26 protein-coding genes are annotated in these 26,538 nt (G+C 74.5%); 16 read left to right on the top strand and 10 right to left on the bottom strand.

What is annotated here, in order from left to right; genetic code table 11:
• Positions 1 to 19: 19 nt before the first annotated feature.
• From AB0C35_RS30215 to AB0C35_RS30190, 6 genes are all read left to right on the top strand, one after another.
• Positions 20 to 808 carry an RNA ligase family protein gene (locus tag AB0C35_RS30215; RefSeq protein WP_358463075.1) on the top strand — a complete coding sequence of 263 codons (789 nt, stop codon included), beginning with the start codon at positions 20 to 22 and terminating at the stop codon, positions 806 to 808.
• Entirely contained in the window at positions 792 to 1,916 is a 1,125-nt protein-coding gene (locus AB0C35_RS30210; protein WP_358463072.1) for an AAA family ATPase, read from the top strand. Before AB0C35_RS30215 ends, AB0C35_RS30210 begins: the two co-directional genes overlap by 17 nt.
• A gap of 139 nt (positions 1,917 to 2,055) precedes the next feature.
• The gene (locus AB0C35_RS30205; RefSeq protein WP_358463069.1) at positions 2,056 to 2,568 is read left to right on the top strand and encodes a phage holin family protein; all 513 of its coding nucleotides are present in this window, start codon (positions 2,056 to 2,058) and stop codon (positions 2,566 to 2,568) included.
• Positions 2,565 to 2,993 (top strand): DUF3618 domain-containing protein, encoded by a 429-nt coding sequence (locus AB0C35_RS30200; protein WP_358463066.1) that lies wholly within the window; start codon positions 2,565 to 2,567, stop codon positions 2,991 to 2,993. The genes AB0C35_RS30205 and AB0C35_RS30200 overlap by 4 nt, the downstream gene beginning before the upstream one ends.
• Positions 2,994 to 3,006: 13 nt before the next feature.
• A complete protein-coding gene (locus AB0C35_RS30195; RefSeq protein ID WP_358463063.1) occupies positions 3,007 to 4,083 on the top strand; it encodes a YihY/virulence factor BrkB family protein in 1,077 nt (358 codons plus the stop codon).
• Positions 4,084 to 4,221: 138 nt separating this feature from the next.
• A complete protein-coding gene (locus AB0C35_RS30190; RefSeq protein ID WP_358463060.1) occupies positions 4,222 to 4,788 on the top strand; it encodes a GNAT family N-acetyltransferase in 567 nt (188 codons plus the stop codon).
• A gap of 22 nt (positions 4,789 to 4,810) precedes the next feature.
• On the opposite strand, the gene AB0C35_RS30185 is transcribed toward AB0C35_RS30190, so the two are convergent.
• Positions 4,811 to 5,773, bottom strand: a complete 963-nt coding sequence (locus AB0C35_RS30185) for a YafY family protein (RefSeq protein ID WP_358463057.1) — start codon at positions 5,771 to 5,773, stop codon at positions 4,811 to 4,813.
• An 82-nt stretch (positions 5,774 to 5,855) separates the two neighbouring features.
• Between AB0C35_RS30185 and AB0C35_RS30180 the strand changes: the two genes are divergently transcribed.
• Positions 5,856 to 6,617, top strand: coding sequence for an alpha/beta fold hydrolase (locus tag AB0C35_RS30180; RefSeq protein WP_358463055.1), 762 nt, complete (start codon positions 5,856 to 5,858; stop codon positions 6,615 to 6,617).
• Between the two features lie 166 nt (positions 6,618 to 6,783).
• Positions 6,784 to 7,836, top strand: coding sequence for an alpha/beta hydrolase-fold protein (locus AB0C35_RS30175; RefSeq protein ID WP_358463053.1), 1,053 nt, complete (start codon positions 6,784 to 6,786; stop codon positions 7,834 to 7,836).
• A 136-nt stretch (positions 7,837 to 7,972) separates the two neighbouring features.
• Here the strand turns inward: AB0C35_RS30175 and AB0C35_RS30170 are convergent, their stop codons facing one another.
• The 4 genes from AB0C35_RS30170 to AB0C35_RS30155 all read right to left on the bottom strand — a co-directional run bounded on the left by AB0C35_RS30170 (position 7,973) and on the right by AB0C35_RS30155 (position 12,640).
• Positions 7,973 to 9,826, bottom strand: coding sequence for a glycoside hydrolase family 3 protein (locus tag AB0C35_RS30170; RefSeq protein WP_358463050.1), 1,854 nt, complete (start codon positions 9,824 to 9,826; stop codon positions 7,973 to 7,975).
• A gap of 114 nt (positions 9,827 to 9,940) precedes the next feature.
• The gene (locus AB0C35_RS30165; protein WP_358463047.1) at positions 9,941 to 11,146 is read right to left on the bottom strand and encodes an AI-2E family transporter; all 1,206 of its coding nucleotides are present in this window, start codon (positions 11,144 to 11,146) and stop codon (positions 9,941 to 9,943) included.
• A 135-nt stretch (positions 11,147 to 11,281) separates the two neighbouring features.
• Positions 11,282 to 12,073 carry a nucleoside phosphorylase gene (locus AB0C35_RS30160; RefSeq protein WP_358463044.1) on the bottom strand — a complete coding sequence of 264 codons (792 nt, stop codon included), beginning with the start codon at positions 12,071 to 12,073 and terminating at the stop codon, positions 11,282 to 11,284.
• Positions 12,074 to 12,097: 24 nt separating this feature from the next.
• On the bottom strand, positions 12,098 to 12,640 hold the full coding sequence (locus AB0C35_RS30155) for a YdeI/OmpD-associated family protein (protein ID WP_358463041.1): 543 nt from the start codon (positions 12,638 to 12,640) through the stop codon (positions 12,098 to 12,100).
• Positions 12,641 to 12,829: 189 nt separating this feature from the next.
• Here AB0C35_RS30155 and AB0C35_RS30150 point away from each other — a divergent pair, with 189 nt between their 5' ends.
• Positions 12,830 to 13,609, top strand: a complete 780-nt coding sequence (locus AB0C35_RS30150; protein ID WP_358463038.1) for an NYN domain-containing protein — start codon at positions 12,830 to 12,832, stop codon at positions 13,607 to 13,609.
• A 197-nt stretch (positions 13,610 to 13,806) separates the two neighbouring features.
• The gene (locus AB0C35_RS30145) at positions 13,807 to 14,169 is read left to right on the top strand and encodes a nuclear transport factor 2 family protein (protein ID WP_358463035.1); all 363 of its coding nucleotides are present in this window, start codon (positions 13,807 to 13,809) and stop codon (positions 14,167 to 14,169) included.
• A gap of 96 nt (positions 14,170 to 14,265) precedes the next feature.
• On the opposite strand, the gene AB0C35_RS30140 is transcribed toward AB0C35_RS30145, so the two are convergent.
• Positions 14,266 to 14,805: a DUF1062 domain-containing protein gene (locus AB0C35_RS30140; RefSeq protein WP_358463033.1), complete on the bottom strand. Its 540-nt coding sequence runs from the start codon at positions 14,803 to 14,805 to the stop codon at positions 14,266 to 14,268.
• Between the two features lie 360 nt (positions 14,806 to 15,165).
• Here AB0C35_RS30140 and AB0C35_RS30135 point away from each other — a divergent pair, with 360 nt between their 5' ends.
• Positions 15,166 to 15,897, top strand: coding sequence for an HAD family hydrolase (locus AB0C35_RS30135; protein WP_358463030.1), 732 nt, complete (start codon positions 15,166 to 15,168; stop codon positions 15,895 to 15,897).
• Here the strand turns inward: AB0C35_RS30135 and AB0C35_RS30130 are convergent.
• On the bottom strand, positions 15,857 to 16,561 hold the full coding sequence (locus tag AB0C35_RS30130) for a dienelactone hydrolase family protein (RefSeq protein WP_358463027.1): 705 nt from the start codon (positions 16,559 to 16,561) through the stop codon (positions 15,857 to 15,859). The two genes, AB0C35_RS30135 and AB0C35_RS30130, sit on opposite strands and share 41 nt — an antisense overlap.
• Positions 16,562 to 17,019: 458 nt before the next feature.
• On the opposite strand from AB0C35_RS30130, the gene AB0C35_RS30125 reads away from it, so the two are divergent.
• Genes AB0C35_RS30125 through AB0C35_RS30110 form a run of 4 tightly spaced genes read left to right on the top strand, consistent with a single transcriptional unit; the run spans position 17,020 to position 19,597 of the window.
• Positions 17,020 to 17,403, top strand: a complete 384-nt coding sequence (locus AB0C35_RS30125) for a VOC family protein (RefSeq protein WP_358463024.1) — start codon at positions 17,020 to 17,022, stop codon at positions 17,401 to 17,403.
• 16 nt (positions 17,404 to 17,419) lie between these two features.
• On the top strand, positions 17,420 to 17,815 hold the full coding sequence (locus tag AB0C35_RS30120) for a YciI family protein (RefSeq protein WP_358463021.1): 396 nt from the start codon (positions 17,420 to 17,422) through the stop codon (positions 17,813 to 17,815).
• Positions 17,812 to 19,122 (top strand): DUF6596 domain-containing protein, encoded by a 1,311-nt coding sequence (locus AB0C35_RS30115; RefSeq protein WP_358463018.1) that lies wholly within the window; start codon positions 17,812 to 17,814, stop codon positions 19,120 to 19,122. Before AB0C35_RS30120 ends, AB0C35_RS30115 begins: the two co-directional genes overlap by 4 nt.
• Complete coding sequence (locus tag AB0C35_RS30110) at positions 19,115 to 19,597, top strand: thioesterase family protein (RefSeq protein WP_358463015.1); 483 nt, start codon at positions 19,115 to 19,117, stop codon at positions 19,595 to 19,597. The genes AB0C35_RS30115 and AB0C35_RS30110 overlap by 8 nt, the downstream gene beginning before the upstream one ends.
• 136 nt (positions 19,598 to 19,733) lie before the next feature.
• Here AB0C35_RS30110 and AB0C35_RS30105 read toward each other — a convergent pair whose 3' ends face one another.
• From AB0C35_RS30105 to AB0C35_RS30095, 3 genes are all read right to left on the bottom strand, one after another.
• Positions 19,734 to 20,705 carry a DUF6569 family protein gene (locus tag AB0C35_RS30105; protein ID WP_358463013.1) on the bottom strand — a complete coding sequence of 324 codons (972 nt, stop codon included), beginning with the start codon at positions 20,703 to 20,705 and terminating at the stop codon, positions 19,734 to 19,736.
• Positions 20,706 to 20,802: 97 nt separating this feature from the next.
• On the bottom strand, positions 20,803 to 22,134 hold the full coding sequence (locus tag AB0C35_RS30100) for a hypothetical protein (RefSeq protein WP_358463010.1): 1,332 nt from the start codon (positions 22,132 to 22,134) through the stop codon (positions 20,803 to 20,805).
• 154 nt (positions 22,135 to 22,288) lie between these two features.
• Positions 22,289 to 23,332, bottom strand: coding sequence for a DMT family transporter (locus tag AB0C35_RS30095; RefSeq protein ID WP_358463007.1), 1,044 nt, complete (start codon positions 23,330 to 23,332; stop codon positions 22,289 to 22,291).
• Between the two features lie 187 nt (positions 23,333 to 23,519).
• Here AB0C35_RS30095 and AB0C35_RS30090 point away from each other — a divergent pair, with 187 nt between their 5' ends.
• Positions 23,520 to 26,477 (top strand): hypothetical protein, encoded by a 2,958-nt coding sequence (locus tag AB0C35_RS30090; RefSeq protein WP_358463004.1) that lies wholly within the window; start codon positions 23,520 to 23,522, stop codon positions 26,475 to 26,477.
• Positions 26,478 to 26,538 lie beyond the last annotated feature (61 nt).

Here is a 26,538-nt window from a genome sequence, read left to right as displayed (position 1 = left end):
GTTCACTACAACGGTCGGCATGCTCCGCAAATACCCCCGGACCCGGCACATCGAGGGATCCCGGCTCCAGCCGGGCGACCACGACCTCGCCTCGGTGCCGTTCACCGCGATCGCCGGCCGGCATCTGGTGGTGGAGGAGAAACTCGACGGCGCCAACGCCGGCATCAGCTTCACCCCCGCCGGCGAGCTGCGGCTGCAGAGCCGCGGCCACTACCTGACGGGCGGGCCCCGCGAACGCCAGTTCGGGCCGCTGAAGGCGTGGGCCGCGTCCGTCCAGCACCTCCTGCGGGAACGGCTGCGGGACCGGTACGTCCTGTACGGGGAGTGGCTGTACGCCAAGCACACCGTCTTCTACGACGCGCTGCCGCACTACTTCTGCGAGTTCGACGTCCTCGACCGGTCCGACGGGACGTTCCTGTCGACCGGGCGGCGCCGCGAGCTGCTGGCCGGCACGCCGGTGGTGACGGTGCCCGTCCTGCACGAGGGCCCGCTGCGGGACCTGGCGGCGCTGACCGCGTTCGCCGGGCCGTCCACGTGCCGCACCCCGCGGTGGCGGGACGCGCTGCGCGCCGCGGCGGAGGCGGGCGGCGCCGACCCCGGCCGCGTCGCCGAGGAGACCGACGCCTCCGACGACATGGAGGGCCTCTACATCAAGGTGGAGGAGGGCGGCAAGACCGTCGACCGCTACAAGTGGGTCAGGCCGAGCTTCCTGACCGCGATCCTGGACTCGGGCACCCACTGGCAGGAGCGCCCGATCGTCGCCAACGGCCTGGCCGACCCGGAGGTGCTGTATGCGGGTGTTCGATGAGCTGTGCCCGGCGCCGCCGCACTGGAGCGTCCCGTGGGAGCGGATCCGGGACGCGTTCGGCTGGGTCCGCGACATGGCGGGCGTCCCGCAGGACGCGGTGTTCCACGGCGAGGGCGACGTCGAGGTCCACACCCGGATGGCATGCGAGGCGCTGGCGTCGCTGCCGCAGTGGCGTGCGCGGCCGCCGGCCGAGCGGGTGCGGCTGTTCACGGCCGTCCTGATGCACGACATCGCCAAGCCGCACTGCACGAGCGTCGGCGACGACGGCCGCATCACCGCGCGCGGGCATTCGCGGCGCGGTGACCTGATGGTGCGGCGGATCCTGTGGGAGATGGGCGCGCCGCCCGGCTGGCGCGAGCACGTCGCCGCGCTGATCCGCCACCACCAGGTGCCGTTCTGGGCGCTGGAACGCCCCGACCTGCAGCAGATCGCGTTCCGCGTCAGCCTGCTGGCCCGCAACGACGACCTGGTGCTGCTGGCGTCGGCCGACATCCTCGGCCGGATCTGCCCCGACACCGGCGAGCTGCTCGACAACGTCGCCCTGTACGGGGAGTACTGCGCCGAGCAGCGGTGCCTGGACGTCCCGCGCGCGTTCCCGTCCGACCACGCCCGGTTCTGGTACTTCCGCAAGCCCGGCCGCGACCCCGACTACGCCGCCTACGACGACACGCGCCTGACCGCGACCGTCCTGTCGGGCCTGCCGGGCGCCGGCAAGGACCACTGGATCGCCGCCAACCGCCCGGACGTCCCCGTCGTCAGCCTCGACCGGCTGCGCGCGGAGATGGGCGTGTCCCCCGCCGGCGACCAGCGCGCCGTGGCCGCCGCCGCGCACGAGGAGGCCCGCGGGCACCTGCGCGCCGGGCGGCCGTTCGTGTGGAACGCCACCAACGTGTCGCGGACGCAGCGCGATCTGTGCACCGGCCTCATCGCCCGCTACCGGGGCCGGGTCGAGGTCGTGGCGCTGGAGGCCCCGCCCGGCGTGCTCCGCGACCGCAACCGCGGCCGCCGCTCCCCCGTCCCGGACGCGGTCATCGACCGTCTCGTCCGCCGCTGGGAGCTCCCCGACCCGACCGAGGCCCACCGGGTCGACTGGCTGACCAGCGGCTGACGGCCGGCCGGCCCGCGGTCGCGCCGTCCCGGCGGGCGGGCCGGTCACCCGCGGTCGGGGCTCCGCCACGTTTAGCCGACGACCTGGGGGAACGGCTGTACCCAGGCTTCGTAACGAGGACGTGGAGGAGGCCGGAGCCATGAGCATCGTGCGGCCGGCACATGACGGCAGAACCGAGGCCGGGACCCGGACCGAAACGGGGACCGGGACCGCGGGCGTGCACCGGCAGGACTACGGGCGCGCCCCCGAGTTCCACGGCGGAGATCACGAAGCGGGAATGGGCGAGCTGGTCAGGCAGGCGACGCGGCAGGTGTCGGAGCTGATGCGCGCCGAGCTGCGCCTCGCGGTGGCCGAGCTGAAGGACAAGGGCCGCCACGCCGGGACCGGCGCCGGGATGTTCGGCGGCGCGGCCCTGGTGGCGCTGTACGGGCTGGCCGTGCTGCTGGCGGCGGCGGTCGCCGCGATCGCGCTGGTCCTGCCGGTGTGGGCGGCCGCCCTCATCATCGGCGGGTTCCTCATGCTGGTCGCGTGCGTGCTGGCCGTGGTCGGCCGCGCGCAGACCAGACGCGCCACGCCGGCCAAGCCCGAGATGGCCATGGACGGGGCGAAGCAGACCGTGGCGGAGCTGAAGGAGAGGGCGACGCACCGATGACCACGCAGGGCAAGCAGGGCGCCGAGGCCGGGACCGAGGAGCTGCGCCAGGAGGTCGACCGGGCGCGCCACGATCTGGGCGAGACGGTGGAGCAGCTCGCCGCCAAGGCCGATGTGAAGGCCATGGCCAGGCAGAAGGCCGCCGAGGCCAGGACCCGGATGCGGGAGTCGGCCGCGTCGGCGCGGGAGGTCACCGCGTGGGCCAAGGGCGCCGGCGCCTCGCAGCAGGCCAAGCGGGGCGGCGTCGCCGTCGCGGCGGCGGGCGGGGTCGCGCTCGCGGCGGTGTGGATGCGCTGGCGCCGCTCCCCCAGGGCGCGGCTGCGCCCGGGGCGCGGGCGGGGCCGCAACGCCCCGGTGCGTGTGGTGTTCCGCACCGGGCAGAAGCGGGCCGTCCGCGTGCGGCGCCGCCGCCGCAGGATCCTGTGAGGGGTGTCCGGTCATGCCCGAGCCAGGCGGACCGGCCGCCCTGCCGGCCGGCTCATGGATACAGGCGCTCAAACGCGCGGTCGGGGAGTTCAAGAACGATGACCTGACGACCTGGGCCGCCGCGCTGACCTACTACGCCGTCCTGTCGATCTTCCCCGCGATCCTGGTGGTGGTGTCGCTGGTCGGCCTGGCCGGCGAGTCGGCGACCGACGACCTGATCGGCAGCGTCAGCGACCTGGCCCCGGGCGCGGTCGGCGACCTGCTCGTCAGCTCGATCAGCGAGCTTCAGGGCAGCGGCGGCGCCGGCCTGATCGCCCTCCTGGGCCTGGCCGGGGCGGTCTGGTCGGCGTCGGGGTACGTCGGGGGGTTCATGAAGGCCTCCAACATCGTCTACGACGTCCCCGAGGGGCGGCCGATCTGGAAGACGATCCCGACCCGGATCGCGGTGACGGTGGCGGCCCTGGTGGGGCTGGCGGTCTCGGCGGTCGCGGTGGTGGTGTCGGGGCCGCTGGCCCGCGAGATCGGCGACGCGCTGGGGCTGGGCTCCCAGGCGGTCACCATCTGGAACATCGCCAAGTGGCCGGTGCTGCTGCTGGTGGTCAGCATGCTGTTCTCGCTGCTGTACTGGGCTTCGCCCAACGCCAGGCGCCGCTTCCGGTGGGTCACGCCGGGCGGTCTGCTGGCGGTCGCGCTGTGGCTGGTGGCCTCGGGCCTTTTCGCGCTGTACGTGGCGAACTTCGCCTCCTACAACAAGACCTACGGCAGCATCGCCGGGATCATCATCTTCCTGGTGTGGCTGTGGATCACCAACCTGGCGATCCTGCTGGGCGCCGAGCTGAACGCCGAGCTGGAACGCGGCCGCCACATCGCCGGCGGGCACGCCGCCGAGGAGGAGCCGTACGTGGAGTTCCGCGACACCCGCGCCTTCGACGAGGACGAACGCCGCGAGACCGGCGTCGGCCGGCGCCCGGACGGCGAGGGCGCACATCCGGGCGGCGAGGGCGGGCACCCGGACGGCGGCGCCAGGCGCGCCGAACCCGAGGCGGCGCCGGGCCCCGGCCGGGGGCGGCCGGGCGGCGGCCGCTCCTAGAAGCCGATCCCGGAGGAAGCCGAATCCCGGAAATCCCTCCCGAAATCCCTCCCGGAAACCGCTCCTGAGGCGGCGCGGTGCGCCTTTCCGGGTAATCACGGGTCGCATAAGGCCGAACACGGTGAATAGGATCATGGCATGCTCCGTCCGGCCTACCCGATCGACACCGAGCGGCTGACCCTGCGGCCGTTCTGCGAGGACGACCTCGAGGGGCTGTACGCGTACCAGTCCCTGCCCGAGGTGGCGCGCTTCCTGTACTGGGAACCCCGGAACATGCAGGAGTCGCGGGCGTTCCTGAAGCAGAAGATGACCGCCTCCACCGTGGAGAAGGAGGGCGACTGGCTCGTCCTCGCGGTGGTGTGGCGCCAGACCGGCGACCTGATCGGCGAGGTGAACCTGCAGTGGCGCAGCCGGGAGCACCGGCAGGGCGAGATCGGGTACATCTTCAATCCCGCCTACCACGGCAAGGGGTTCGCGACCGAGGCCGCCGAGGTCGTCCTGCGGCTGGGTTTCGAGGGCCTCGACCTGCACCGTGTGGTGGGGCGGCTGGACGGCCGCAACACCGCGTCCGCGCGGGTGCTGGAGCGGCTCGGGATGCGCCGCGAGGCGCACCTGGTGCAGAACGAGATCGTCAAGGGCGAGTGGTCCGACGAGGTCGTCTACGCGATGCTGCGGCACGAGTGGGACGCCCGCGCCCAAGCCTGACGCGTCCCGGGGTGGGGCGCGGTCAGCGGCCGGCCTGCTCGTCCAGGGACCGGGCCAGGTCGCGGACGTGGCCGCGCAGCTCGGCGGGGCGGCGGATGACGAACGGGAAGCCGAGCCCGGCCAGCATCCGCGCCATCCCGTCCAGCCGCTCCGCCCGGGTGGTCATGACCACTCCCCCGCCGGTCTCGGCGAGGGTGGCGGTGGAGGCGGGGATGCGGCGCCGCGCCTCGGCGAGATCGGTCTCCAGCAGCACCTCGACCTCGTGCGCGTACGGGACGCGCGCCAGCGACCGGGTGACGTGCTGGACGGGGTCGACGCCGGCGGGGATCTCGTACCCGGCGGCGCCGGGCTCGGCGGACACGACGCGGTCGACGCGGAAGGTGCGGATCTCGCCGCTGCGGTGGTCGTGGCCGGTGACGTACCAGCGGCCGGAGTGGAACACCAGCCCGTAGGCGTCCAGGTCCCGCTCGGTCTCCTCGCCCTGCCAGGAGCGGTAGCGCAGCCGGACGCGGCGCCGCTCGCGGGCGGCGGCGGCCAGGGTGAGGACGGCGCCGGTGTCGGGCGCAGCGGCGTCGCGGGCGGCGAGGGTGAACCCGAGGGTGTCGCGCAGCGCCTGGACGCGTTCGCGCAGCGCGGCGGGCAGGACGCGCTGCACCTTGGCCAGTGCGCTCTCGGTGGCCTGGCCGGGCAGCCCGAGGCGGCGTCCGGCCAGCAGGCCCAGGACCACGGCGGTGGCCTCGTCGTCGGTGAGCATGAGCGGCGGCAGCTTGTAGCCGGGCATGAGGCGGTAGCCGCCGTGGCGGCCGCGTTCGGCGACGACGGGGACGCCGAGGTCGCCCAGCCGCGCGGCGTAGCGGCGGACGGTGCGCTCGTCCACCCCGAGCCGCCGCGCCAGTTCCGCCCCGCCGATGCGGTGGTTGGCCTGGAGCAGCTCCAGCATCGCCAGTACGCGGGTCGTCGGATGGGACGGCGCGGGGTAGGACACAGGTCACTCAATCAATCCGGGCGGTTTCTGTCCGGTATCGACCATAGCGTGAGGTCGTACCCACTGAGGAAGGACGGCTGACATGGCTACGTTCGTACTGGTCCCCGGCTACTGGCTCGGCGCGTGGGCGTGGGACGAGGTGGCGGCCGAGCTGCGCGCCGCGGGCCACGACGTCCGCGCGGTGACTCCGGCGGGGCTGGCCGAGCGGGCGGGCGAGGCCGCCCCCGGCGTCGACGTCGACACCCACATCGCCGACATCGTGCGGGTCATCGAGGACGGCGGCCTGGACCGGGTCGTGCTCGTCGCGCACAGCGGCGCGAACATGGCCGCGACGGGGGCGTCCGACCGGATCCCCGGGCGGATCGCGCGGCTCGTGTACGTCGACACCGGGCCGATGCCGTCGGGCATGGCGGGCATCGACTTCCACGACCCGCAGGCGCGCGCGGAGCTGGAGGCTCAGGTGGCCGAGCAGGGCGAGGGGTGGAAGATCCCGGTGCCGCCGTTCGACCCGGAGGCCGACCCGGACAACCTCGCCGGCCTCACCGCCGAGCAGCTCGCCGTGATGCGCGAGCGCGGCACCCCGCAGCCGTTCGGCACGGCGACGCAGGCGCTGACGCGTCCCGACCCGCTGCCGGCGATACCGCGCACGCTGATCGCGACGACGATCCCGCTCGCGGCGGTGAAGGCGATGGGCGAGCAGGGCCACCCGGTCTTCTCGATGATGGTCGGGCCCGGCTGGACCTACCGGGAGCTGCCGACCGGCCACTGGCCGATGTTCTCCCGGCCGCGCGAGCTCGCCGCGATGCTCGGCGAGGCGTCCGCACTGGACGCCGCCGAGCGGTGACCGTGCGCGGTGACCGCATTGCCGGGAAGGTCCAGATGACTCACTTCTCCACAGCCCGCCGCGCTTTTCTTGTTACCCGTCCCCGTAGATCGATCCGGCGGAGACGAGGACACTCGGCGAAGTCGCGCGGCCACGGGGGTCGGGCCTGATTCCGCGAGGAGAGCAGATGACACCCTCCGTCCGCCGTCGGCCACTCCAGGTCCAGTGGAGGCGCTCGCTGGCGGCCGGCTCGGTCGCCGTCGTCCTCGTCGCCGGGATCGGCGCGGTGAGCGCGGGCGCCGCGCAGGCGGCTCCCGCGCGGACGCTGTCGGCCGCGCCCGTCGCGGCGGACACCGGGGCCCGCATCACCGCCGAGACGAAGGTCGGCGCCAACGCGGTCGACATCACGATCGCCTCCCCCTCGCTCGGCAAGTCGGTGAAGGCCCGGATCCTGCTGCCGAAGAACTGGACGCGCGGCGCGCAGGCGACGTGGCCGGTCCTGTACGCCTTCCACGGCGGCCAGGACGACTACACCTCCTGGGCCAGGAACACCGACATCGAGGCGTGGGCGCTCAAGTACAACGTCATCGTCGTCATGCCCGAAGGCGACGACGGCTCGTACACCGACTGGTACAACTACGGCAAGGGCGGGACGCCCAAGTGGGAGACCTTCCACACCGCCGAGGTGCGCCAGCTGCTGGAGCGCAACTACGGCGCGGGCGCGCTGCGCGCGGCCATCGGCAACTCCTCGGGCGGCGCGGGCGCGATCAGCTACGCGGCGCGGCACCCGGGGCTGTTCAAGTACGCGGCGTCGCTGAGCGGCATCCTGTCGATGCGGTCGATCGGCATGCCGGCGATGCTGATGTTCACCAACGCCAGCAACGGGCAGGACCCGTTCGCGATCTGGGGCATCCCGTGGGCCGACGACGCCAACTGGGCGGCGCACGACCCGTACTCGCTGGCGCCCAAGCTGCGCGGCACCGGCATCTTCTTCTCCTCCGGCACGACGGGCCGTCCGGGTCCCGGTGACCCCGACGTGGCGCCGTGGGACATCGGCCTGCTCAGCGAGATCGCGATCGGCGCGAACACCCGGGAGTTCAAGAAGCGGATGGACGCGCTGAACATCCCCCACACCGCGCACATCTACGGCGACGGCCGGCACAACTGGCCGGCGTGGATCCGTGAGGCGGGCTTCATCTGGCCGACGCTGATGCAGTCGATCGGCGCCCGGAAGGTGTGACGCCCGCCGCGCCGCCCGCGACCGGCCCGTGCGAACTGCTCGTTCGACCGTCCCGTGTCCCTGGCCCGTGCGATGATCTCGGCCCGGCCCGGTTCCGGGGCGGCTGCGGCTGCCGTCCCGGAACCGGGCCGCCGCGTCAGCGGCCGTAGCCGAGGCCGTGGCCGAAGGGGTACAGGGCGGTGCCGGGCTCGTCCCGGACGGGGATGGCGACCGGGAGCCGCCCGCGCGGGTTCAGCTCGCCGAACAGGGCCCTGGCGGCCGACCGCAGCGCCTCGGCGGTGTAGGAGTAGGTGGCCAGGTAGGTGGCGGCCTCGGGGAACCAGGCGATGTCGTAGGGGTCGCGGACGGCGATGACGACGACGGGTGTGCCGGTGGCGACGAGGGCCTTGACGAGGTTCATCTGGCCGGGCCCGTTGTGTCCGGGCTCGTCCTTGACATCCCATGCGCGGTTGGTGACGGCGACGACGAGGTCCTGGCCGCGCGCGGCGGCGACGGCCTCGTCGATCTGCGCCTGGGTGGGCCTGATGCCGGTCTGCCTGATGGTGGTGGTGGCGCCGCGCCGGGCGATCTCGGTGCCGAGGGTCGCGGTGGTGGACACGCCCCATCCGGTGACCAGGACGTCGCGGGCGCCGGGCCGCAGCGGCAGGACGCCGGCGTCGTTCTTGACCAGGGTGGTGGTGCGGTCGGTGACGCGCTGGGCTGCGGCCAGGTGCTCGGGCGTCCCGACCACCTCGTCGATCTTCGACAGGTCGGCGTAGGGGTCGCGGAACAGGCCGCGTTCGTGCTTGAGCTTCAGGATCCGGTAGACCGACGCGTCGATGCGCTCCTCGGTCAGCTCGCCGGACTCGACGGCGGCGACGACGGCGGCGAGCTGCCGGGGGAACACGCCGGTGCCGTCGGCGTCCGCGGGCGGCTTGAGCAGCACGTCGGCGCCGGCCTTGAGGGCGAGGACGGGGACGCGCTCGTCGCCGTACTTGTCGCGGACGCCCTGCATGTCGAGGGCGTCGGTGACGACGACGCCGCGGTACCCGAGCCGGTCGCGCAGGATGCCGGTGAGGATGGGCCGCGACAGGGTGGCGGGGTCGCCGGACGGGTCCAGCGACGGCACGACGATGTGCGCGGTCATGATCGAGTCGACGCCGGCGGCGATGGCGGCGCGGAACGGCGGCAGGTCGAGCCGCTCCCATTCCTCGCGGGTGTGGTCGATCTCGGGGACGCCGCTGTGGCTGTCGGTGGTGGTGTCGCCGTGGCCGGGGAAGTGCTTGGCGGTCGCGGTGACGCCGCCGGACCGGTATCCGCGGATCTGCGCGGTGACCATGTCCGACACCAGGCCGGGGTCGGAGCCGAAGGACCGGACGCCGATGACGGGGTTGGCGGGGTTGACGTTGACGTCGGCGTCCGGGGCGTAGTCCTGGTTGACGCCGATGGCGCGCAGTTCCCGGCCGGTGATGCGGGCCAGGGCGCGGGCGTCGCCGGTGCGGCGCCCGGCGGCCAGGGCCATCGCGCCGGGCGACTGGGTCGCGGGCGGCTGGATGCGGGCGACGATGCCGCCCTCCTGGTCGGTGGCGATCGTCGCGGGGATCCGGTGGGGCTGCGCCGTCGCGGCGCGCTGGATGCCGTTGGAGAACGCGGCGACCTGGTGCGGGTCGTCGATGTTGTCGCCGTAGTAGATGAACCCGCCGGGCTGGTAGCGGGCCATGACCTGCGCGGCGTTGTCCACCCCGTACAGCTTCCGGTTGGCGGCGACGGCCGCGGGGTCGGTGGTGTCGGCGCTCTTGCCGTAGATCTGCAGGACGAACAGCTGGGCGGCCTTCTCCTCCAGCGTCATCGACCGCAGGATGCGCATCAGCTCCGGGTTCGCGCCGTGCTCGCCGCCGGGCGGCGCGGCCTGCGCCGCGCTCGTCGTCATCGCGGTGAGGCCGGTGACGGCGAGCGCGCCGGCGGTGAGGCCGGCGAGCCACCGGCGGCGGCGCGTGCGGGGACGGTACATGACGGCTCCCTCCGGCCCCCCGAACTACGGATGATCAAGGTTTCTCCTGGCACGCTAACCCCGGACGGCGGCGCCGTCCACGGCAACGTTCGACGACGCCGCGGCCGGGTCGGGTCAGTTCCGGCGCAGCCACCGCCACCAGTGGCCGCCGGGCGGGTCCGGTTCGGTCAGCGGATGCTCCTCGACGTCGTAGCGGCGGACGAAGGCGCCGGCGAACGCCTGCAGGCTGGCGCCGAACGGCACCGCCAGCAGCACCCCGGCGGGCCCGGCGACGGCGGCGCCGGCCAGGATGAGCCCGAACGCGACGGCGGGGTGGACGTCGACGGTGCGGGCGGTGATGCGGGGCTGCAGCAGGTAGTTCTCCAGCTGCTGGTAGGCGAGGACGAACAGCAGCATCCACAGCGCGGTCGAGGGCGCCACGGTCAGCGCGATCAGGATGGGCACGGCGCCTGCCAGGTAGGTGCCGACGGCGGGGATGAACTGCGACACCACCCCCACCCACAGCGCCAGGACCGCGGCGTAGGGGATCCCGAAGGCGGCCATGAAGATGTAGTGCGCGACGCCGGAGATCAGGGCCAGCAGCCCGCGCGAGTAGATGTAGCCGCCGGTCTTGTCGACGGCGATCTCCCAGGCCCGCAGCGCCTGCCGCTGGTGGCGGGGCGTCAGCAGCGAGCAGACCGTCCGGCGGAACCGCGGGCCGTCGGCCGACAGGTAGAAGGTGAACAGCAGCACGCCGAGGGCCTTGAAGACGACGCCGAACGCGGTGGCGCCGATCCCCCACACGTTGGTCGCCAGGGACGACAGGTGCCGCGACAGGGCGCCGGTGACGGTGGGGAGCCGCTGGAACAGGGTGTCCTGCGACAGGCTGGTCCCGAAGGTGTCGTTGACCCATCCGATGACCTGCCGGACGTATCCGGGGAACCCCTCGATGAGGTTGGCGGCCTGGGTGGCCAGCAGCGATCCGATGCCGCTGAGGAACCCGCCGGTGAGCGCGCCGACGACCAGGAACATCGCGGCGGTCGCGGGCCCGCGCCGCCACCCGTGCCGGGCCAGGAAGTTGACGGCCGGTTCGATCGCGAACGCCAGGAACAGCGAGATCAGCAGGAGCAGCAGCAGGTCCCGCAGCCGCTGCAGCAGCCACAGCGCCGCCATGAACGCCAGGACGACGGCGCCGGCGAGCGCGAACGCCTTCGGCAGCCACGGCGGCATCGCGTGCGCGTCGCCGTCCGCCGGCACGGCGGCGTCGGGCGGTTCGGCGGGGGCGTCGGGCGGGACGTCGGCGGGCGCGTAGGCGGGCCTCCCGCCGGGCGTCTGCGACATGTCCGCACGCTAACCACGTCCGACCGCCCATGGCGGGCGTCCCGCCCGGCGGCTGGGCCGATCTTTGCCGGGATTTCAGCCGGGGGTCGGTGAAGTCATCGCAGATCCCCACCAAGAGCCGGTCGTGGCCCCCGCCTAAAGCCTCGTTGCTGCGGCGATGGCGAGATGGACGAGTTCGGCGCGCACCGTGGCCGTGGTCCAGCCTCGGTGGTCCCAGGCCGAGCCGGACAGGTCGTCTCCGGCGTAGAGGTATTGACAGAACTTCACGTCGCGGAACTGAGCGGCGGCGAGGAAGGCGGCGGCTTCCATCTCAACGGTGATGCAGCCTTCTTGCCTGCGGGCTCGAACCCGGTCCGGGGTTTCTCGGAAAGGGGCATCGGTGGTCCAGGTCAAACCAGTCGCCTGAGGGATGCCATGCTCGGCGAGGACCGCCACGGCCGTATCCACCAGAGCCGGGTCGACCTGGACGACTCGCGCAGGCGCGGCGTAGTGAAATGAGGTGCCCTCATCGCGTACAGCGGCGTCCGGCACGACGATGTGGCCGAAGGCCAGACCAGGCCGGATGGCTCCCGCGCCGCCACAGGCGACGAACGAGCGGCCACCGGCGGCGATGGCCTTCTCGAAATGCTGAACGGCCAACGGAGCGCCCACGCCCGGATGGAAGACGGCTACCGGGACCTCATCGTGCATTACCCGGTAGATCTTGTGGCCGCCCAGTTCGCGGGGGAACTCCCCGATCTGCCGCGCTCCGTGGCTGTCCGGCAGGTCCCTGATGACCTCATGGAAGAAACACATCACGGCCCGCTCGGGCAGCGGCTCGGTCAACGCCGGCGGAGTCGGCGTGATCATCGCGTCACGGTTGGCGTCGAACTTCATCAACGGAAGATCCACTCGGGAATCCTGCCGCCGCAGCACCGGTTCGTCCATGGCCGGGAACGGTACCGGCGGGGCTCAGCGGCTCAGCAGGTCGGCGATCGCCTTGTTGAGTCGGGCTTCGCGTCCGGCCGGGGTCCTGGCCTTCAGCAGCGGCAGGATGACCTGGTAGCGGGCGGTCTTGCCGAGCGCCTCGAACCGGTCGGCGGCAGCGGGGTGGGAGGCCAGCGCCGCGGCCAGGTCGGGCGGGACGGTGGCGTTGCGCTGGGCGGTGTAGGCGGCGTCCCACCGGCCGTCGGCCCTGGCGGCGGCGACCTCCGCGAGGCCGGGCGGGCGCATCCGCCCGGCGGCGGTCAGCGCCTCGACCTTCTCGACGTTCACCCGCGACCAGAGGCTGCCCTTGCGGCGGCGCGAGTACCGCTGAAGGTAGAAGTGCTCGTCACAGGACTTGCGCTGGCCGTCGATCCAGCCGTAGCACAGCGCGACGTCCAGCGCCTCCGCGATGGTGACCGAGGTGGCGTCCGACCCCTTCTTGGCGATCTTCAGCCAGGCGCCGCCTTCGCCGTCATGGTTGTCGGCCAGCCACGCCTCCCACTGGGCGGCGTCCGCGAAGTGCATCATGACCCCAGAATGACACCCCGCACCGACATCCCGTGCCCACCCGGCCCGGCCGCCTCGGCGAGCAGCGCGCCATGCCGCGCGGGCGGCCGCCCACCGGCGCGGGGACCCCATAGGCTACGGCCGGACGGGACTCCCGTCAGGGCATGCGATGCCGACGCGGCCCCGGGCGGCGCGCGGAGGAGGAGTGAGATGGTCAGCGAGAACGCCGACAGGCTGGCGGTGCTCATCGACGCCGACAACGCCCAGCCCTCGATCACCGAAGGGCTGCTGGCGGAGGTCGCCAAGTACGGCACCGCCCACGTCAAGCGCGCCTACGGCGACTGGACCGGGACGAGCCTGCGGGGCTGGAAGGAGCAGCTGCTCGCCCAGTCGATCCAGCCGATCCAGCAGTTCGCCTACACGACGGGCAAGAACGCCACGGACGCGGCGATGGTCATCGACGCGATGGACCTGCTGTATTCGGAGCGGTTCGACGGGTTCTGCCTGGTCTCCAGCGACAGCGACTTCACCCGCCTGGCCGCGCGGATCCGCGAGTCGGGCCTGACCGTCTACGGATTCGGGGAGCGCAAGACGCCCAAGCCGTTCGTGGCGGCGTGCGACAAGTTCATCTACATCGAGAACCTGGCCTACGACCAGGTCTCGGCCGCGCCGGCCGCCGAGACGCTCAAGCCGGCGCCGCCGTCGTCGGCCGCGGCGCTCAAGCAGGACACGGCGCTGGTGAACCTTCTCCGCAACGCCGTGGAGGCGGCGTCCGACGAGGACGGGTGGGCGGCGCTGGCGTCGGTCGGCCACATCATCACCAAGCAGCGTCCCGAGTTCGACTCCCGCAACTACGGCTACGCCAAGCTCAGCGAGCTGATCGCGGCGACGACGCTGTTCGTGCTGGACCGCCGCAGCCCGGGTGACGGCAAGCCGGGCATCATCTACGTCCGCGACAGGCGGCGCCAGGACAAGAGGCCGGGTTCCTGACGGCGCCCGCAGCGATCACCGGACCGGCGCCCCCGCGCAGCCGCCTGCGCTCGGGCCTCGTCCGGCGGCGCAGACGCCGTGCCCGTTCCGCCGACGCCCATAACGTCTTCTTCTGGTACCGAGCAGAGACATGTCTTTGACTTCTGGATGGTGGGTGCCGACGATGGGGGTGACAGTGTCCGGTACAGGGGGAACTCATGACGGAGTACGAGAAGGCCATGCGGCCGGAGGACATCACGCGGCTGTTCGTCGAGCGGTCCAACGCCGGTGACGCGGAGGGCGTCGCGGCCCTCTACGAGAAGGACGCGGTGATGGCCTACCCGCCCGGTTCGCAGACGGTGGGGCGGGACGCGATCCGCGAGCTGTGGGGGAAGGTGCTGGCCGGCCGCCCGCGTTTCGAGCCGGAGGAGCCGCTGCCGACCCTGGTCAGCGGTGACGTCGCGCTCACTTCGACGCCGCCGAAGGACGGGGCCGGCGCCCGCGCGCAGGTCGCGCGGCGCCAGCCCGACGGGAGCTGGCTGCGGGTCCTGGACCAGCCCGAGTTCGTCGCACCGCGGTAGGGCGGTCGAGGCCGCATGCGGGCTTGCCCGCATGCGGCCTCTTGGACGAGGCGTGGTCCGCGCGGAGGGGAACGCGCGCGCCGCGGCCGCATTCCGCTAGTCCCCGGCCATCACGGTGAAGGTGAAGCCGGCGCTCGTGGGGCGGTGCAGCGGGATGCCGCACTTGATCCGGCGCCGTACCTGGTTGCGGCTGAGGCCGAGCCCGTGCGCGATGAGCCGTTCGGGGCGCACCGGGACCGGATCGTCGAAGGCGACCTCGACCTGGACCGGCCACGCCTCGCCGAGCCGGGCCGGCGGGGTTTCCAGCCGCCAGGCGCCCGTCCAGTCCAGGGCGAAGCGGTTGCGGCGGGCGAGCAGCGGGTCCAGCAGCGTGGACGCCATCAGTTCCGGATCGTTGACGCGGTAGCCGTGGAGCTCGGCCGGACCGATGGATCTGACCGGCGCCCGCTCGTGCACGGTGAGCTTGCTCGTCCGATCGCAGGACACGCAGGCGACCAGCAGCCACACGTCCAGCCGCCTGCCGTTGGCGTTGACGCGGAACCGTCCCCGGCCGGTGGTGGCCGACTCGGCGCGGCAGTGCGCGCACCGCAGCGACAGCAGGGGCAGCCTGGTCCGGCGGACGACCCAGGGCAGCACGATATGAGGTTGTGAAGACATGAGCTCTCTAGACCTGACACGAGGCCGATTACGCGCGGCCTCGAACGCTGTATGACCGGGCGCGCCAGGGCAGCCCGGCAGAGCCGGCGGGAGCGCCGGCTACAGGTGAGCGGAAGAAGGTGTCAGGTCTGAGGAGCAGGCGGGGTCACGCGGTCTCGTCCTTTTGTCTTCACTGCGATCGGCCGCAGGCAACCTACGGGAACGCGGAGGGAGGCTTCAAACGGTTTTCCGGCCGAGGCTCCGTCAGTGCTCCCGGGGACCCCTCGGCGGCGCAGGCGGCGGCCTTCGGCCTCGGCGGCCACCTGGCGGTCCGCGGGGCGCGCCTGAGACGATCGCCCTGTGGCGGATGTGGTCTTCTTCGATCTGGACGGCACCCTGGTCGATCACCGGAGCGCGGTCTGGGAGGCGATCGGCCGGATCGTCCGGGCCGCGCCGAACGCGACGGCTCCGCCGGAGGAGCTGGCGGCGTTGTGGTGGACGCTGGAGGGGCGCCACATGCGCGAATACCTGGCAGGTCAGTGCTCCTTCACCGAGCACCACCGGCGCAGGCTGCGTTCCTTCCTGCCCGCGCTCGGCGAGCCGGTTCCCGAAGATCCCCGCCTGCTGGACGCCTGGATGGCCGAGCGCTACCTCACCGCGTTCGAGGAGTCGTGGCGGTGCTATCCCGATGTCCGGCCCTGCCTGGAGAACCTGAAACGGCTTCCCCGGGGGCCGCGTCTGGCCGTTCTCACCAACGGGGACCCCGGGCAGCAGCGCGCGAAGCTCGCCCGCTTCGGCCTCCTGGAGTATTTCGAAGCGGTCCTGACCCCGTCCGAGCTCGGCGCGGCCAAGCCCGGCGCCTACGCCGCGGCCTGCCGGTGGATGCGGACGGACCCCGGGCAGGCGGTGAACGTGGGCGACATGCTGGACGGCGACGTGCACGCGGCCGCCCTCGCGGGGCTCACCGGCGTCTGGCTGGACCGCGGCATCGACTTCGTCACCGGCGGGCCGTCGCCGGCGGCGGACCGGGCGGTGCGCCGCATCGAACGGCTCACCGACCTGCCCGGCCACCTGCCACGCATGATCGCCTGACCGGCGCTCGCGAACCTCGGCGCGGTCGAGGACGCCGGTTCGGGCTTCTCTCCGACGGCCTTGCGGATCGGGCCTTGCGGATCCCCGGCCGGGGGCGGGTCAGGGCAGGGCGGTGAGGAACGCGGTGAACCGCCGGAGGAGCAGCGCGCACGCCCGCCCGTCGTAGGAGGGCGAACAGGTGCTGGTCGCCGGGGTAGAGGAACAGTTCGGCGCCGTCGGTTTCGGCGACGAGGGCGCGGGCCGCGTCGATGTCGCCGTCGCCGGTGAAGACGGGGTCGGCGTCCATGCCGTGCACCTGGACCGGGACGCCGGCCGGCCACGTCCCGCCGAACTCGGAGACGGGGACGCAGGCGTGCAGCAGCTGCGCGCCGCGTGCGCCGGGGCGTGTCTGGGCGAGCATCTGCGCGGGCAGCGCGCCCAGCGACATGCCCGCGTAGACCAGGCCCGCGGGCAGGGCGCCGGCGGCGCGCCGGCCGCGTTCGGCGATCTCCGCGAAGCCGGTCCGGCCGGCGTAGGCGACGCCCTCCTCGACGGTGCCGAAGGTCCGGCCTTCGAACAGGTCGGGGGCGTGGACGGTGTGCCCGGCCCGCCGCAGCGCGCCGGCGAAGTCGCGCACACCGGGCGTCAGCCCCTGCACGTGGTGGAACAGCAGCACCTCGGCCATGCCGCGATCGTGCCACGGAGCGGGCGCGCCGATGCGGCGACGGGACAATTCACACAGACGCGCCGCGGTTCCGCCCCGGTCCCCTCCAGATGGATGATGAAACCTCCGTCGCCCGGGAGAAGCGTCGCCTCATGGACGGGGAACCCGTCCCGCAGGGGTGGACGCTGCGCCCGGATACCACGGGCCGGTGGCGCATCGCGCGTCCGCTGGCGTGAACGGCCGGTCGACACCGTGATGCATGTGCTGGACGAGTTCGCCCACCATGCCGCCGAGGTCGGGGTCCTGCGCGACCTGTACTCCCACCGCCCGGCCCGCCGAGAAGGCTGATCGGCCGCCGGCCGCGCCGCCTCTCGTCTCCGCCAGAAAAAGTTCGCGGGGGATGTCGAGGAGGCCGTTGCGGGTCCGTCCTCTGATGTGAGGCGCCCGAGGTGGGGCGCGCCAAGAGGAGGGAGGCCGCCATGGGACGGCCTGTGGTGCATTTCGAGGTCATCGGGAAGGACCCGGCGGCGCTGCGCGGCTTCTACGGCGGGCTGTTCGGCTGGGAGTTCGGCGTCGGCGACGCCGTCAGCGAGAAGGTGTCGCGGCCGGGCGGCTACGGGTTCGTGCGGCAGGGCCCGGCGGAGATCGCCGGTGGTGTCGGCGGCGGCGACGGGTTCGAGCCGCGTGTGCTGTTCTACGTGGGGGTCGACGACGTGGAGGCGGCGCTGGCCAGGGCGGAGAGCCTGGGCGGTGAGCGGCGGATGGGCCCGGAGCCGCAGTCGGGCGCGGATTTCTCCGTCGGGTGGTTCGCCGACCCCGAGGGCAACGTGGTCGGGGTCGCCGGCCCGCCGGTCGTAGGGTGAGCGGAAGGGGGACGTGATGAGGTACCTGCTGCTGATCTACACCAACGCCGAGAACTGGGAGCATCCGATCTTCCTGCGCGATCCGGCGTTCCTGGCGTTGCCGCAGGAGGAGCGGGACGCGCTGTCCGCGCAGGCCGAGGAGCTGTTCGCCGAGATCGCCGAGTCGGGTGAGCTGGTGGTCGGGACGGCGCTGGCCGATCCGGCGACCGCCCGCACGATGCGGGTCCGCGACGGTGTGCCGGCCGCGACCGACGGCCCGTACGTGGAGGCCAAGGAGCAGCTGGCGGGGTATTTCGTGGTCGACTGCGACTCCCCGGAGCGGGCGGCGGAGATCGCGGCGCGGTTCCCCGACGCCCGGTTCGCCGGGGTGGAGGTGCGCCCGATCATGGGCATGTCCGGTCAGGAGATGTGAGCGTCCCGGGCGGTGGCGCGGCCGCGGGCGGCCCCGGGCCGCCGGGCGTGCGGGTCGAGGCGGTGCTGCGGGAGGCGGCGCCGCGGGCGCTGGCGGCGCTGGTGCGGCGGTTCGGCAACTTCGAGACGGCCGAGGACGCGGTGCAGGAGGCGCTGCTGGCGGCTGCGGCGCACTGGCCGCGCGAGGGCCTGCCCGACCGGCCCGACGCGTGGCTGGTGCGCGCCGCGTCGCGGCGGATGACCGATCTGCTGCGCGGGGAGGCCGCGGCGCGGCGGCGGGAGGAGCGGGCGGCGGCGCGGACTCCGCCGGACGAGCTGGTCGCGCCGTCCGCCGACGCCGACGCGGCCGTGCCGGCGGGCGACGACACGCTGGCGGTGCTGCTGCTGTGCTGCCATCCGGCGCTGACGCCGCCGTCGCAGGTCGCGCTGACGCTGCGGGCGGCCGGGGGGCTGACCACGGCGGAGATCGCGCGGGCGTTCCTGGTGCCGGAGGCGACGATGGCGCAGCGCATCAGCCGCGCCAAGCAGCGGATCAGGGCGGCGGGCGGCCGGTTCCGGATGCCGCCCGAGGGTGAGCGGGACGCGCGGATGCGCGCCGTCCTGCACGTGCTGTACCTGATCTTCAACGAGGGTTACACGGCCAGTTCGGGCCCGGATCTGCAGCGCGCCGAGCTGACCGGGGAGGCGATCCGGCTGACGCGGGCGGTGCACGGGCTGCTGCCGGGGGACGGGGAGGTCGCGGGGCTGCTGGCGCTGATGCTGCTCACCGACGCGCGCCGCCCGGCCCGCACCGCGCCGGACGGGAGCCTGGTCCCGCTCGCCGAGCAGGACCGCGCCAGGTGGGACCGCGCGTCCATCGAGGAGGGCACCCGGCTGATCACCGGGGCGCTGGCGCGGGCCCGGCTGGGGCCGTATCAGGCGCAGGCGGCGATCGCGGCGGTCCACGCGGAGGCGGCCCGCGCGCGCGACACCGACTGGCCGCAGATCGTCGCGCTGTACGAGCTGCTGGAGCGCCTGGATCCGGGCCCGGTGGTGACGCTCAACCACGCCGTCGCGGCCGCGATGGCGCGGGGGCCGCGGGAGGGGCTGGCGCTGCTGGCGCCGCTGGCCGGCGACGAGCGGATGGCGCGGCATCACCGGCTGCACGCGGTGCGGGCGCATCTGCTGGAGATGGACGGTGACGCCGCGGGGGCGCTGGCGGAGTTCCGGGCGGCGGCGCGGCTGACCACGAGCGTGCCGGAGCAGCGGTATCTGCGTGGCCGCGCCGACCGCCTCGCCGCGATGAGGCAGGATGCCCGGTATGGGTGAGGTTTTCACGCATCGGCTGCGGGTGCGGTACAGCGAGTGCGATCAGCAGGGCGTGGTGTTCAACGGCCACTATCTGTTCTTCTACGACGTGGCGCTGACGGAGATGTGGCGGGCGCTGATCGGCGAGTACGGGCAGATGGTGCAGGACGGCTACGACCTGGTGGTGGCCGAGTCCCGGATCCGGTTCCGTGAGGGCGCCCGGTTCGACGAGCTGGTGGACGTGTCGATGCCGGTGGCGCACCTGGGCGTGACGAGCATGGTGGTGCGTCCGGTGTTCCGGGTGGGTGAGCGGCTCATCGCCGACGGGGAGGTGCGGCATGTGTTCATCGACCCGGCGTCCAAGGCCAAGCGGGAGATGCCGCCGCAGGTCCGGGCGGCCCTGGAGCCCTGCCTGGAAGCAACGGCCCCGGGCGGGGCGGGCCCGGGCGGGGCGGGACAGGCGGCCGGCGCGGCGTCAGGCTCTCAATCGCCTTGACGACGTCCCGAACATCGCGCGAATCCCGGATCTGGAATCGGGGTTCCGCCTGACGTGCCCGGCACAGTTCCCGCACATGTGATTCAACTGGGTGCCCCGCCCCCGGGGCAACCCTTTTTCGGGCGGCCCCGGGGGGTCAGCGGGCGAACAGGGACGCGTAGACGGTGCGGTCGCCGTCGGTGACGATCTGCCCGGCCAGGTGCGGGGCGGTGACGGTGGACAGCCGCAGCCCGAGGTAGCGGTCCTCCTCGTGCAGTTCGGCGGGCCCGGCGGGGACGGCGGCGAGCCGGTCGCCGATCTCGGCGAGGCGGGCGGCGCGGTCGCGTTCCAGGGCGCCGCGCAGCCCGGCGAGGCCGCCGCGCGGCCCGCAGGTCTCCAGCGGCTCGGCGGCGGGCGGTCCGGGCTCGGCGTGCCAGGCGGCGACGCCGTAGGCGAAGCACACCAGAGCGGTCCACATCTCGGCGAAGTAGCCGGGGTCGGGCGCGATCTCCAGGCCGGCGAAGCCCCCGCCGATGAGGAACAGCGCGCCGACCTGCCCGGGCTGCGGTTCCAGCCGCGACTGGAACTGGGTGAGGACGGGCCGCTTGCGCGACAGGATCTGCTCCAGGTGCCCGCGCCGCGCGAGGCCGTAGCGGGCGTTGAGGCCGGAGATGTCGTCCCACAGCTTGCTGTAGCCGTGGACGCCGCGCAGTTCCAGGGCGCGGGCGCGCAGTTCCAGCGGCAGGACGAAGAACCACTGGTCGGCTCCGGCGAGGTAGCCGCCCTGGCTTTCCTGGACGCAGCAGGCGTCCTCGAACATCAGGCTCTGCCCGGGGGCCAGGAACGCCGACCGGCACAGGGCGTGGTTCTGGGCGCGGTCCTGGATGTAGCCGATGTGCAGCGGGACGATCGCCACGCCGGCGCCGGCGGCGTTGGCGAGCTCGACCCGCCCGTACCCGGCGACCCTGGACAGCTTCAGCCCGGTGCGGGGCGGGGCGAAGCCGGGGTGGGCGGGTCCCGCGATCGGCACCATGGTCAGCGCCCCGGCCTGCTGCGGGGTGCCGAGGCGGTGCCCGGCCAGGCTGAGCGGGCCGGGGACGAGGGTGTCGAGCGCCGTCATCTGGGTCATGCGGTGCTCCTTTCCGTTCATGCGGCGCGGGCGGGCGGCCCGGCTCGGCGGGCCGCCCGCGCGCACCGGCGGTCAGGGCGGCGGGTCGCGCGGCGGGTCAGGCGGCCAGGCCGGCGGTCAGGCCGTCGGCCCGCCGGTCCAGGACGTCCAGGCGGGCGTGCAGGGCCGCGCGCAGCCAGGGCGCGCCGGCGTCGCAGTGCCCGAACATCCAGGGGAGGAGTTCGGCGAAGTCGTCCTGGTGCCAGAACCCGCGCTCGGGCAGGGACGGGGCGGGGCGCCGCAGCGCCAGGTCGTCGCTGCCGGTGAACAGGGCGTGGCAGAACACCACCGGGGTGGTGATGCCGGCGTGCGGCAGGGTCGCCACGACGCGGGCCAGGTCGCCGGGGAAGACGTTCTCGTAGCCGTCGGAGACGACGGCGATCAGGTCGGGGTCGGCGCCGAGGGCGTCCAGGACGCCGGTGGCCAGGTCGGTCGCGCCGCGCGGGGCGCGTTCGTCGCCGCCGACCTCGACGACCTCCAGCCGCGCGCACACCTGCGACAGCACCATCCGCAGCGCGGCGGCCTGCGACAGCACCGCCCATTCGCGGTCGCCGTAGCCGCGCATGGACGCCGAGGCGTCCTGGACGAGTGCGACGGTCCCCTCGAAGCGGGGGAACTCCGCCGCGGCGGCGTCGACGTAGCGGCCGAGCGCGGCGTACAGGTCCTCGGCGGGGCCGCCCCGGTACAGGTGGACGAGGGTCGCGGCGATGTCGCCGCGGTTGGTGGCGGTGATGGTGGGGGGACGCTCGCGCGCGGCGTCGACGCGCAGTACCGGCTCGTCCGGCACCGCCCGCTCGCCCGCCCGTGGCGCCTCGCGGTAGAGGGCGCGGACGCGGGCGGGCGCGGCGGCGGGGTCGGTGAGGAACCGCAGCAGGCGCCGCCGCAGGTAGTCCGAGGCGGTGTCGCCGCCGGCGATGCGGCGGGCGCAGCCGCGGGCGGCGGCCTTGCCCAGGGCGTGCTCGAAGCAGTCGACCAGGGCGGGGCGGCGCGCGGCGATGAGCGCGTCGGCGTCGGGGTGCTCCAGCACGAACCGCAGCGCGGTGCGGGTGGTGTGCTTGTGGTTGGCGCGCAGCCGCCGCAGCGCGAGCAGGACGGTGATGACGTGCGCGGGCGGCAGGGCGAGGGTCAGGACGCGCGCGACGCGGGCCTGCACGGCGCGGGTGCGCTCGTCCAGCCCGGCCTGGGTGGCGGCGAGGATCTGCAGCAGCACGCGGGCGCGCTGCCAGGGCCGCACGCCGGGCGCGAGGCCGAGCAGCGCGTAGCCCTCGGCGTCGAGGGTGTGGGCGGCGCGGTGCAGGGCGGCGTCGTCCCAGCGCAGGGTGCCGCCCCTGGGCAGGGTGAGGGGGGTGTCGTGGTCGTTCAGGTGGGCAAGGAGCGTGGGGGTGTCCATGATTGTTCGCCTCCGCAATCATGGAGTGTAGGAATGATCGGGAGCGCCCCGACACTCATTTTCCGGCGCCCCGGCCCCGCCCCGCCGCCTTCCGCCCGGCGGCACCCCGTGTCCGGCTCGATCCGTGTTCGCCCAACCTCCGTGTTCGGCGCCGCTACGCCTCGGCCCCGGTCACGGCGGTGGTGCCGGGTTCGTGTCCGCTCCGCGGCGGGAACCCCTGCCCCGCGTCCGGCCCGGCGCCGCCGCGCACACCGGCGGGCAGGTCGGCGGGGCGGGCGGCGGCGGCGCGCTGGGCGAGGTAGGCGCCGGTCAGGACGATGACGCCGCCGAGCATCTGCGCGGGGGTGAGGCGCTCGCCGAGCACGGCCCAGGCGATGAGGGCGGCGGCGACGGCCTCGGTGTAGCAGATCGCGCCGCCGACCTGCGCCGGGAGCCGCTGCAGCCCGGCGACGCCGGTGAGGTAGGCCACGACGGTGCTGACGACGCCGATCCAGGCGACGAGCGTCCAGCCGGGCGCGGCGAACCCGGCGACGGGGACCGGCGCGGGCAGCACCTCCCACGGCAGCGCCCACGGCGCGGCGAGGGCGGTGAGCGCGGCGGCGGCGACGGCGGTGCCGGACGCGGTGATGACCAGGGGGTCGACCTGCCCGGCGAGGCGGTCGACGATGAGGAAGTAGGCGGCCTGGCACGCGGCGGCGCCGAACCCGGCGGCCAGGCCGAGCGGGTCCAGCGACAGGCCCGCCCACACCTGCACGACCATCGCCAGCCCGGTCATCGCGACCGCGACGCCGGCGGCGGCGGTGCGGTGCACCGGGACGCGGCGCACCAGCCGCAGCCACGCCAGCACGATCACCGGGCCGCTGAACTCCAGCAGGATCGCCACGCCGACCGGCAGCCGCGACGCGGCCACGAAGTACAGCGCCTGGCAGCCCGCCACGCCCGTCAGCCCGTAGAGGACCAGGCGGCCCGCGTGGGGGCGCAGGCCGCGCGCGGCCGACCGTCCCCGCAGGACCACCGTGACCGGGACCAGGACCAGCGCGGCCGTCGCGATCCGCAGCCACACCGCCTGCAGGGGCCCGAGCCCGGCCTCGATGAGGGCCTTGCCGAACGGGCCGGACGCGCCGAAGCACACCGACGACACCAGCACCAGGCCCACGCCCCAGGCGCGGGTCCGCGCCGCCCCGTCCGCCGCACCCACCGCTCACCCCCGCGCGCGCACGCGCCGCACCGTCCGCCGATCCGTTCACCCGCCCGCGCAGGCTAATGAGCATGGTGCCATAACACTCCTTACACGTCGATGGCGGGGAACCCGCCCGCCGGGGGGTTGCGGGGCCGTGACTGCGGCGATGCCGGACGCGGCGCCCGGTGGGACTACTATTCGCCGAATGAGCTGGCAGGCGGCCGGGGCGGGGCCCGGCGGAACCGGAGGCGGGCCGAGCGGGGACCTGTTCGCGTCGGTCGAGGGCAACGTGCGCGAGCTGGTGGCGTCCCCCTGGTGGCAGACCGCCCAGCCCGCCGACCGCGCCGGCCAGATCGCCGCGCGGATGCTGTGGGGCGCGGGCGAATGGTGGCTGTACGGGGCGTGGGGCCGCTGGTACCGGTGCGGCCTGGACGGCGCCTGGCATCCCTGCCCTCCCCCCGCCGCGTTCGAGGACCGCCGCGTCGCGGTGCCCGCACCGCCCGGCGCCGGGACCCCGCCCGTCCCGCCGCAGCTGTTCCCCACCGGCCCGGACCTGTCCGCCGGACGCGTCGCGCCGCTGGGGTTCCTGGGCCCCGTGCCCGACACCGCGGTCGTGGCGCGCATCTCCCAGGCCCTCACCACCGCGCTCGCGGTCAACCCGCAGCAGTTCGCCCAGCGCGACCCCATGTTCCAGCCCGGGACGCCCAGCACCGTCGCCGCCGCGTGGGGCGCGCTGCTGTGGTGCGCCGGGTCCCCGGTGGTGCTGACCGAGCATCCGCTGATCGAGTCGTTCATCCCGTTCCTGACCACCTCGGCCGACCAGCTGCACTGGATGATGCCGCCCGACTTCGCCACCCTGGCCGGCTACTACATCCACCGCCTGGGCGCCGGCGACGGCGGCGGCGCCGCCCACATCGCCCGCGTCATGTACGAGGTCGCCGCCGGGCTGCAGGCCGATCCCCGGTTCCGTCCCGGCGCCGACGCCCTGGCCGCGGTGACGGCGGCGTCGCTGCGGATGGTCAACCAGGACATGGCCACCGTCCGGTACGGGCCCGAGGCGATCCTGCAGGAATGGCGGCGCCGCTGCCCCGCCGAGTTCGCCACGCCGATGGTCCGCGACACCGCGCCCGGCGAGTACCTGCGCCTGGCCCTGTACGACCTGCAGCAGATCGTCGCCGGGCTGACCGGCCCGCGCCCCGCGGCGCCGGGCCGCGGCCACGACGAGGTGCGCCGCGCCGGGATCGCGGTGCTGGCCGCCGACCTGCAGGCCGCGCCGGGCGCGCTGCCGGCGCTGCAGCGCTGGCTGGACACCGACAGCGCCCGCACCCTGCAGGCGGTGCTGGGCGACCCGGCCAACCCGCTGCGGTCGCTGTGGCCGCGCGACGGGCGGCTGCCGGACGCGCTGCGCACCGACGACGCCGACGCGCTGGCCGCGCTGCTGTCCACCACCTACACGCTGGGGCTGACGTGGTGCCGGCTGGCGCAGGTTCCGCCGCCGGCGACCGGTTTCGCGGTGCCGCAGGCGGCCGCGGCGGAGCTGACGTCCCCGGCGATGCACACCCCGCCGTCGACCGACGAGCTGTCGGCGTGGGACATCATCAAGGCCGCCCGCGCCCACATGGCCGCCGAACGCGCCGACCGCCCGGTGGCGCCGGTGCCCGAGCCGGCGCAGGACGCGCCGGGCCCGCCGCCCGCGGTGGCGCCGGCCCCGCCCCCCGCCGCTCCGGTGCCGCCCCCGGCCGCGCCGGAACCGCCCGCATCCGCACAGCCCCCGCCGGAGCGGCCCGCACCGCCGGTGCCGGCACCGGCGCCGCCGGTGTCCCCGCCGGTGTCGCCGCCCCCCTTCCCGGGGCCGCCGCAGGCGCATCACGAGCAGCCCGCACCGCCGGTGTCGCCGCCCCCCTTCCCGGGGCCGCCGCAGGCGCATCACGAGCGGCCGGCGCCGCAGGCCCCCTCTCCCCCTTCTTCCGCGCCGGATCCGTTCGAGCCGGGAGCCCCGCCTGCCGCGCCGCCCGCCGCGCCCGCTCCCGAGCCGCCGGCGGCGGGGTGGCCGCCGCCGGACGCGACGACCGCCGACGGCGCCTTCGCGTCCCCGCCGCCCATGCCGCCGCCCCCGCCTGCGCCGCCCGCGGAGTCCGGGTCATCGGCGGAGCCGGTGTGGCCGCCGGAGCCGCAGCACACGCAGCTGGACACCGACGCGTTCCGCACCCAGCTCGATCCCGGTCCCGCGTGGCCCGGCGCCGACGCCCCCGCGGCGCCGCCCGCCGCACCGCCGCCGGGTCCCGCTCCGCAGGCGGACCTGCCTCCGCCGCCGGCGCCGGTGCCCGAGCCGCCGCCGCCGATGCCTCCGGCGCCCGTCCCCGAGCACAGCCCGCAGATCGCCGAGGCGTACGGGATCCGGTTCCTGTGCGGCGCCGACGACATCGAGCGGGTGGTGACCGAGGTGCGGCGGCGCGGCAAGTGGGCGCGTCGGCTGCGCGGGCAGGAGGTGTCCAGCGCGTCGGCGCCGGCGCTGCTGCTGATCGGGGCGCCGTCCAGCGGGCAGCGGCGACTGGCGCGGATGGTCGCGGCGGCGCTGGCGGAGGTGGAGGCCTCCAGCGGCGAGGTCCGCGGCGCCCACGCCGAGGACCTGCGCGAGCACGGCCCCGACGGGCTGCGCGCGGTCCTGGACGAGCACGCGGGCCACGTCCTGCTCCTGGACGGCCTGGACGGCCTGATCCTCGACGAGGCGCAGGGCCCGGCGTACGCGTCGGTGCTGTACCGGGCGAGGCTGGAGGGCGTCAACGACACCGCGCTGCTGGCGACGTGCGAGCCGGACCGGGTCGGGGAGCTGTCGGCGGCGTCGCCGGAGCTGGTGACCGACCTGCGGGCCGTGCGGCTGCCGGACCTGGACGCCCCCGAGGCGCGTTCGGCGCTGGTGGGGCTGCTGGCCGAGGAACGCCGCCTGCGGCTGGGCTCGGACGCCTGGGCGGTGGTGAACCGCGACGTGGGGACGCTGCGCGCGCGGGGCCGCCTGACCGGCGCGCGGCTGGTGGAGGCCTACCTGGACCGGGCCGCGACGCGGCATCTGGGCAGCGCGGAGGCCACGCAGGCGATCGGGAGCGCCCTGTCGCTGACGGCCGCCGATTTCGAGGGCCTGGCCGCGGAACTGTCGGGCCGCTGACCACCCCCTCCCGGACCACGCGCGCCCGCTCAGCCGGCGCCCGGCCGTGTTTCTGCCTGGT

This window comes from Spirillospora sp. NPDC048819, assembly GCF_040650055.1.
Classification (GTDB): Bacteria; Actinomycetota; Actinomycetes; order Streptosporangiales; family Streptosporangiaceae; genus Spirillospora.
Note: the sequence above shows the minus strand (reverse complement) of the source record. Positions and strands in the feature narration are given on the sequence as shown.

Bases quoted from the DNA above. Each gene is read 5' to 3' on its own strand.
- AB0C35_RS30170 (WP_358463050.1), bottom strand. From the start codon at position 9,826: ATGTACCGTCCCCGCACGCGCCGCCGCCGGTGGCTCGCCGGCCTCACC.
- AB0C35_RS30210 (WP_358463072.1), top strand. From the start codon at position 792: ATGCGGGTGTTCGATGAGCTGTGCCCGGCGCCGCCGCACTGGAGCGTC.
- AB0C35_RS30105 (WP_358463013.1), bottom strand. From the start codon at position 20,705: ATGACCCAGATGACGGCGCTCGACACCCTCGTCCCCGGCCCGCTCAGC.
- AB0C35_RS30125 (WP_358463024.1), top strand. From the start codon at position 17,020: ATGGGACGGCCTGTGGTGCATTTCGAGGTCATCGGGAAGGACCCGGCG.
- AB0C35_RS30160 (WP_358463044.1), bottom strand. From the start codon at position 12,073: ATGGACGAACCGGTGCTGCGGCGGCAGGATTCCCGAGTGGATCTTCCG.
- AB0C35_RS30155 (WP_358463041.1), bottom strand. From the start codon at position 12,640: ATGATGCACTTCGCGGACGCCGCCCAGTGGGAGGCGTGGCTGGCCGAC.
- AB0C35_RS30130 (WP_358463027.1), bottom strand. From the start codon at position 16,561: ATGGCCGAGGTGCTGCTGTTCCACCACGTGCAGGGGCTGACGCCCGGT.
- AB0C35_RS30200 (WP_358463066.1), top strand. From the start codon at position 2,565: ATGACCACGCAGGGCAAGCAGGGCGCCGAGGCCGGGACCGAGGAGCTG.
- AB0C35_RS30120 (WP_358463021.1), top strand. From the start codon at position 17,420: ATGAGGTACCTGCTGCTGATCTACACCAACGCCGAGAACTGGGAGCAT.
- AB0C35_RS30150 (WP_358463038.1), top strand. From the start codon at position 12,830: ATGGTCAGCGAGAACGCCGACAGGCTGGCGGTGCTCATCGACGCCGAC.
- AB0C35_RS30165 (WP_358463047.1), bottom strand. From the start codon at position 11,146: ATGTCGCAGACGCCCGGCGGGAGGCCCGCCTACGCGCCCGCCGACGTC.
- AB0C35_RS30100 (WP_358463010.1), bottom strand. From the start codon at position 22,134: ATGGACACCCCCACGCTCCTTGCCCACCTGAACGACCACGACACCCCC.
- AB0C35_RS30215 (WP_358463075.1), top strand. From the start codon at position 20: ATGCTCCGCAAATACCCCCGGACCCGGCACATCGAGGGATCCCGGCTC.
- AB0C35_RS30145 (WP_358463035.1), top strand. From the start codon at position 13,807: ATGACGGAGTACGAGAAGGCCATGCGGCCGGAGGACATCACGCGGCTG.
- AB0C35_RS30180 (WP_358463055.1), top strand. From the start codon at position 5,856: ATGGCTACGTTCGTACTGGTCCCCGGCTACTGGCTCGGCGCGTGGGCG.
- AB0C35_RS30190 (WP_358463060.1), top strand. From the start codon at position 4,222: ATGCTCCGTCCGGCCTACCCGATCGACACCGAGCGGCTGACCCTGCGG.
- AB0C35_RS30175 (WP_358463053.1), top strand. From the start codon at position 6,784: ATGACACCCTCCGTCCGCCGTCGGCCACTCCAGGTCCAGTGGAGGCGC.
- AB0C35_RS30195 (WP_358463063.1), top strand. From the start codon at position 3,007: ATGCCCGAGCCAGGCGGACCGGCCGCCCTGCCGGCCGGCTCATGGATA.
- AB0C35_RS30205 (WP_358463069.1), top strand. From the start codon at position 2,056: ATGAGCATCGTGCGGCCGGCACATGACGGCAGAACCGAGGCCGGGACC.
- AB0C35_RS30110 (WP_358463015.1), top strand. From the start codon at position 19,115: ATGGGTGAGGTTTTCACGCATCGGCTGCGGGTGCGGTACAGCGAGTGC.
- AB0C35_RS30090 (WP_358463004.1), top strand. From the start codon at position 23,520: ATGAGCTGGCAGGCGGCCGGGGCGGGGCCCGGCGGAACCGGAGGCGGG.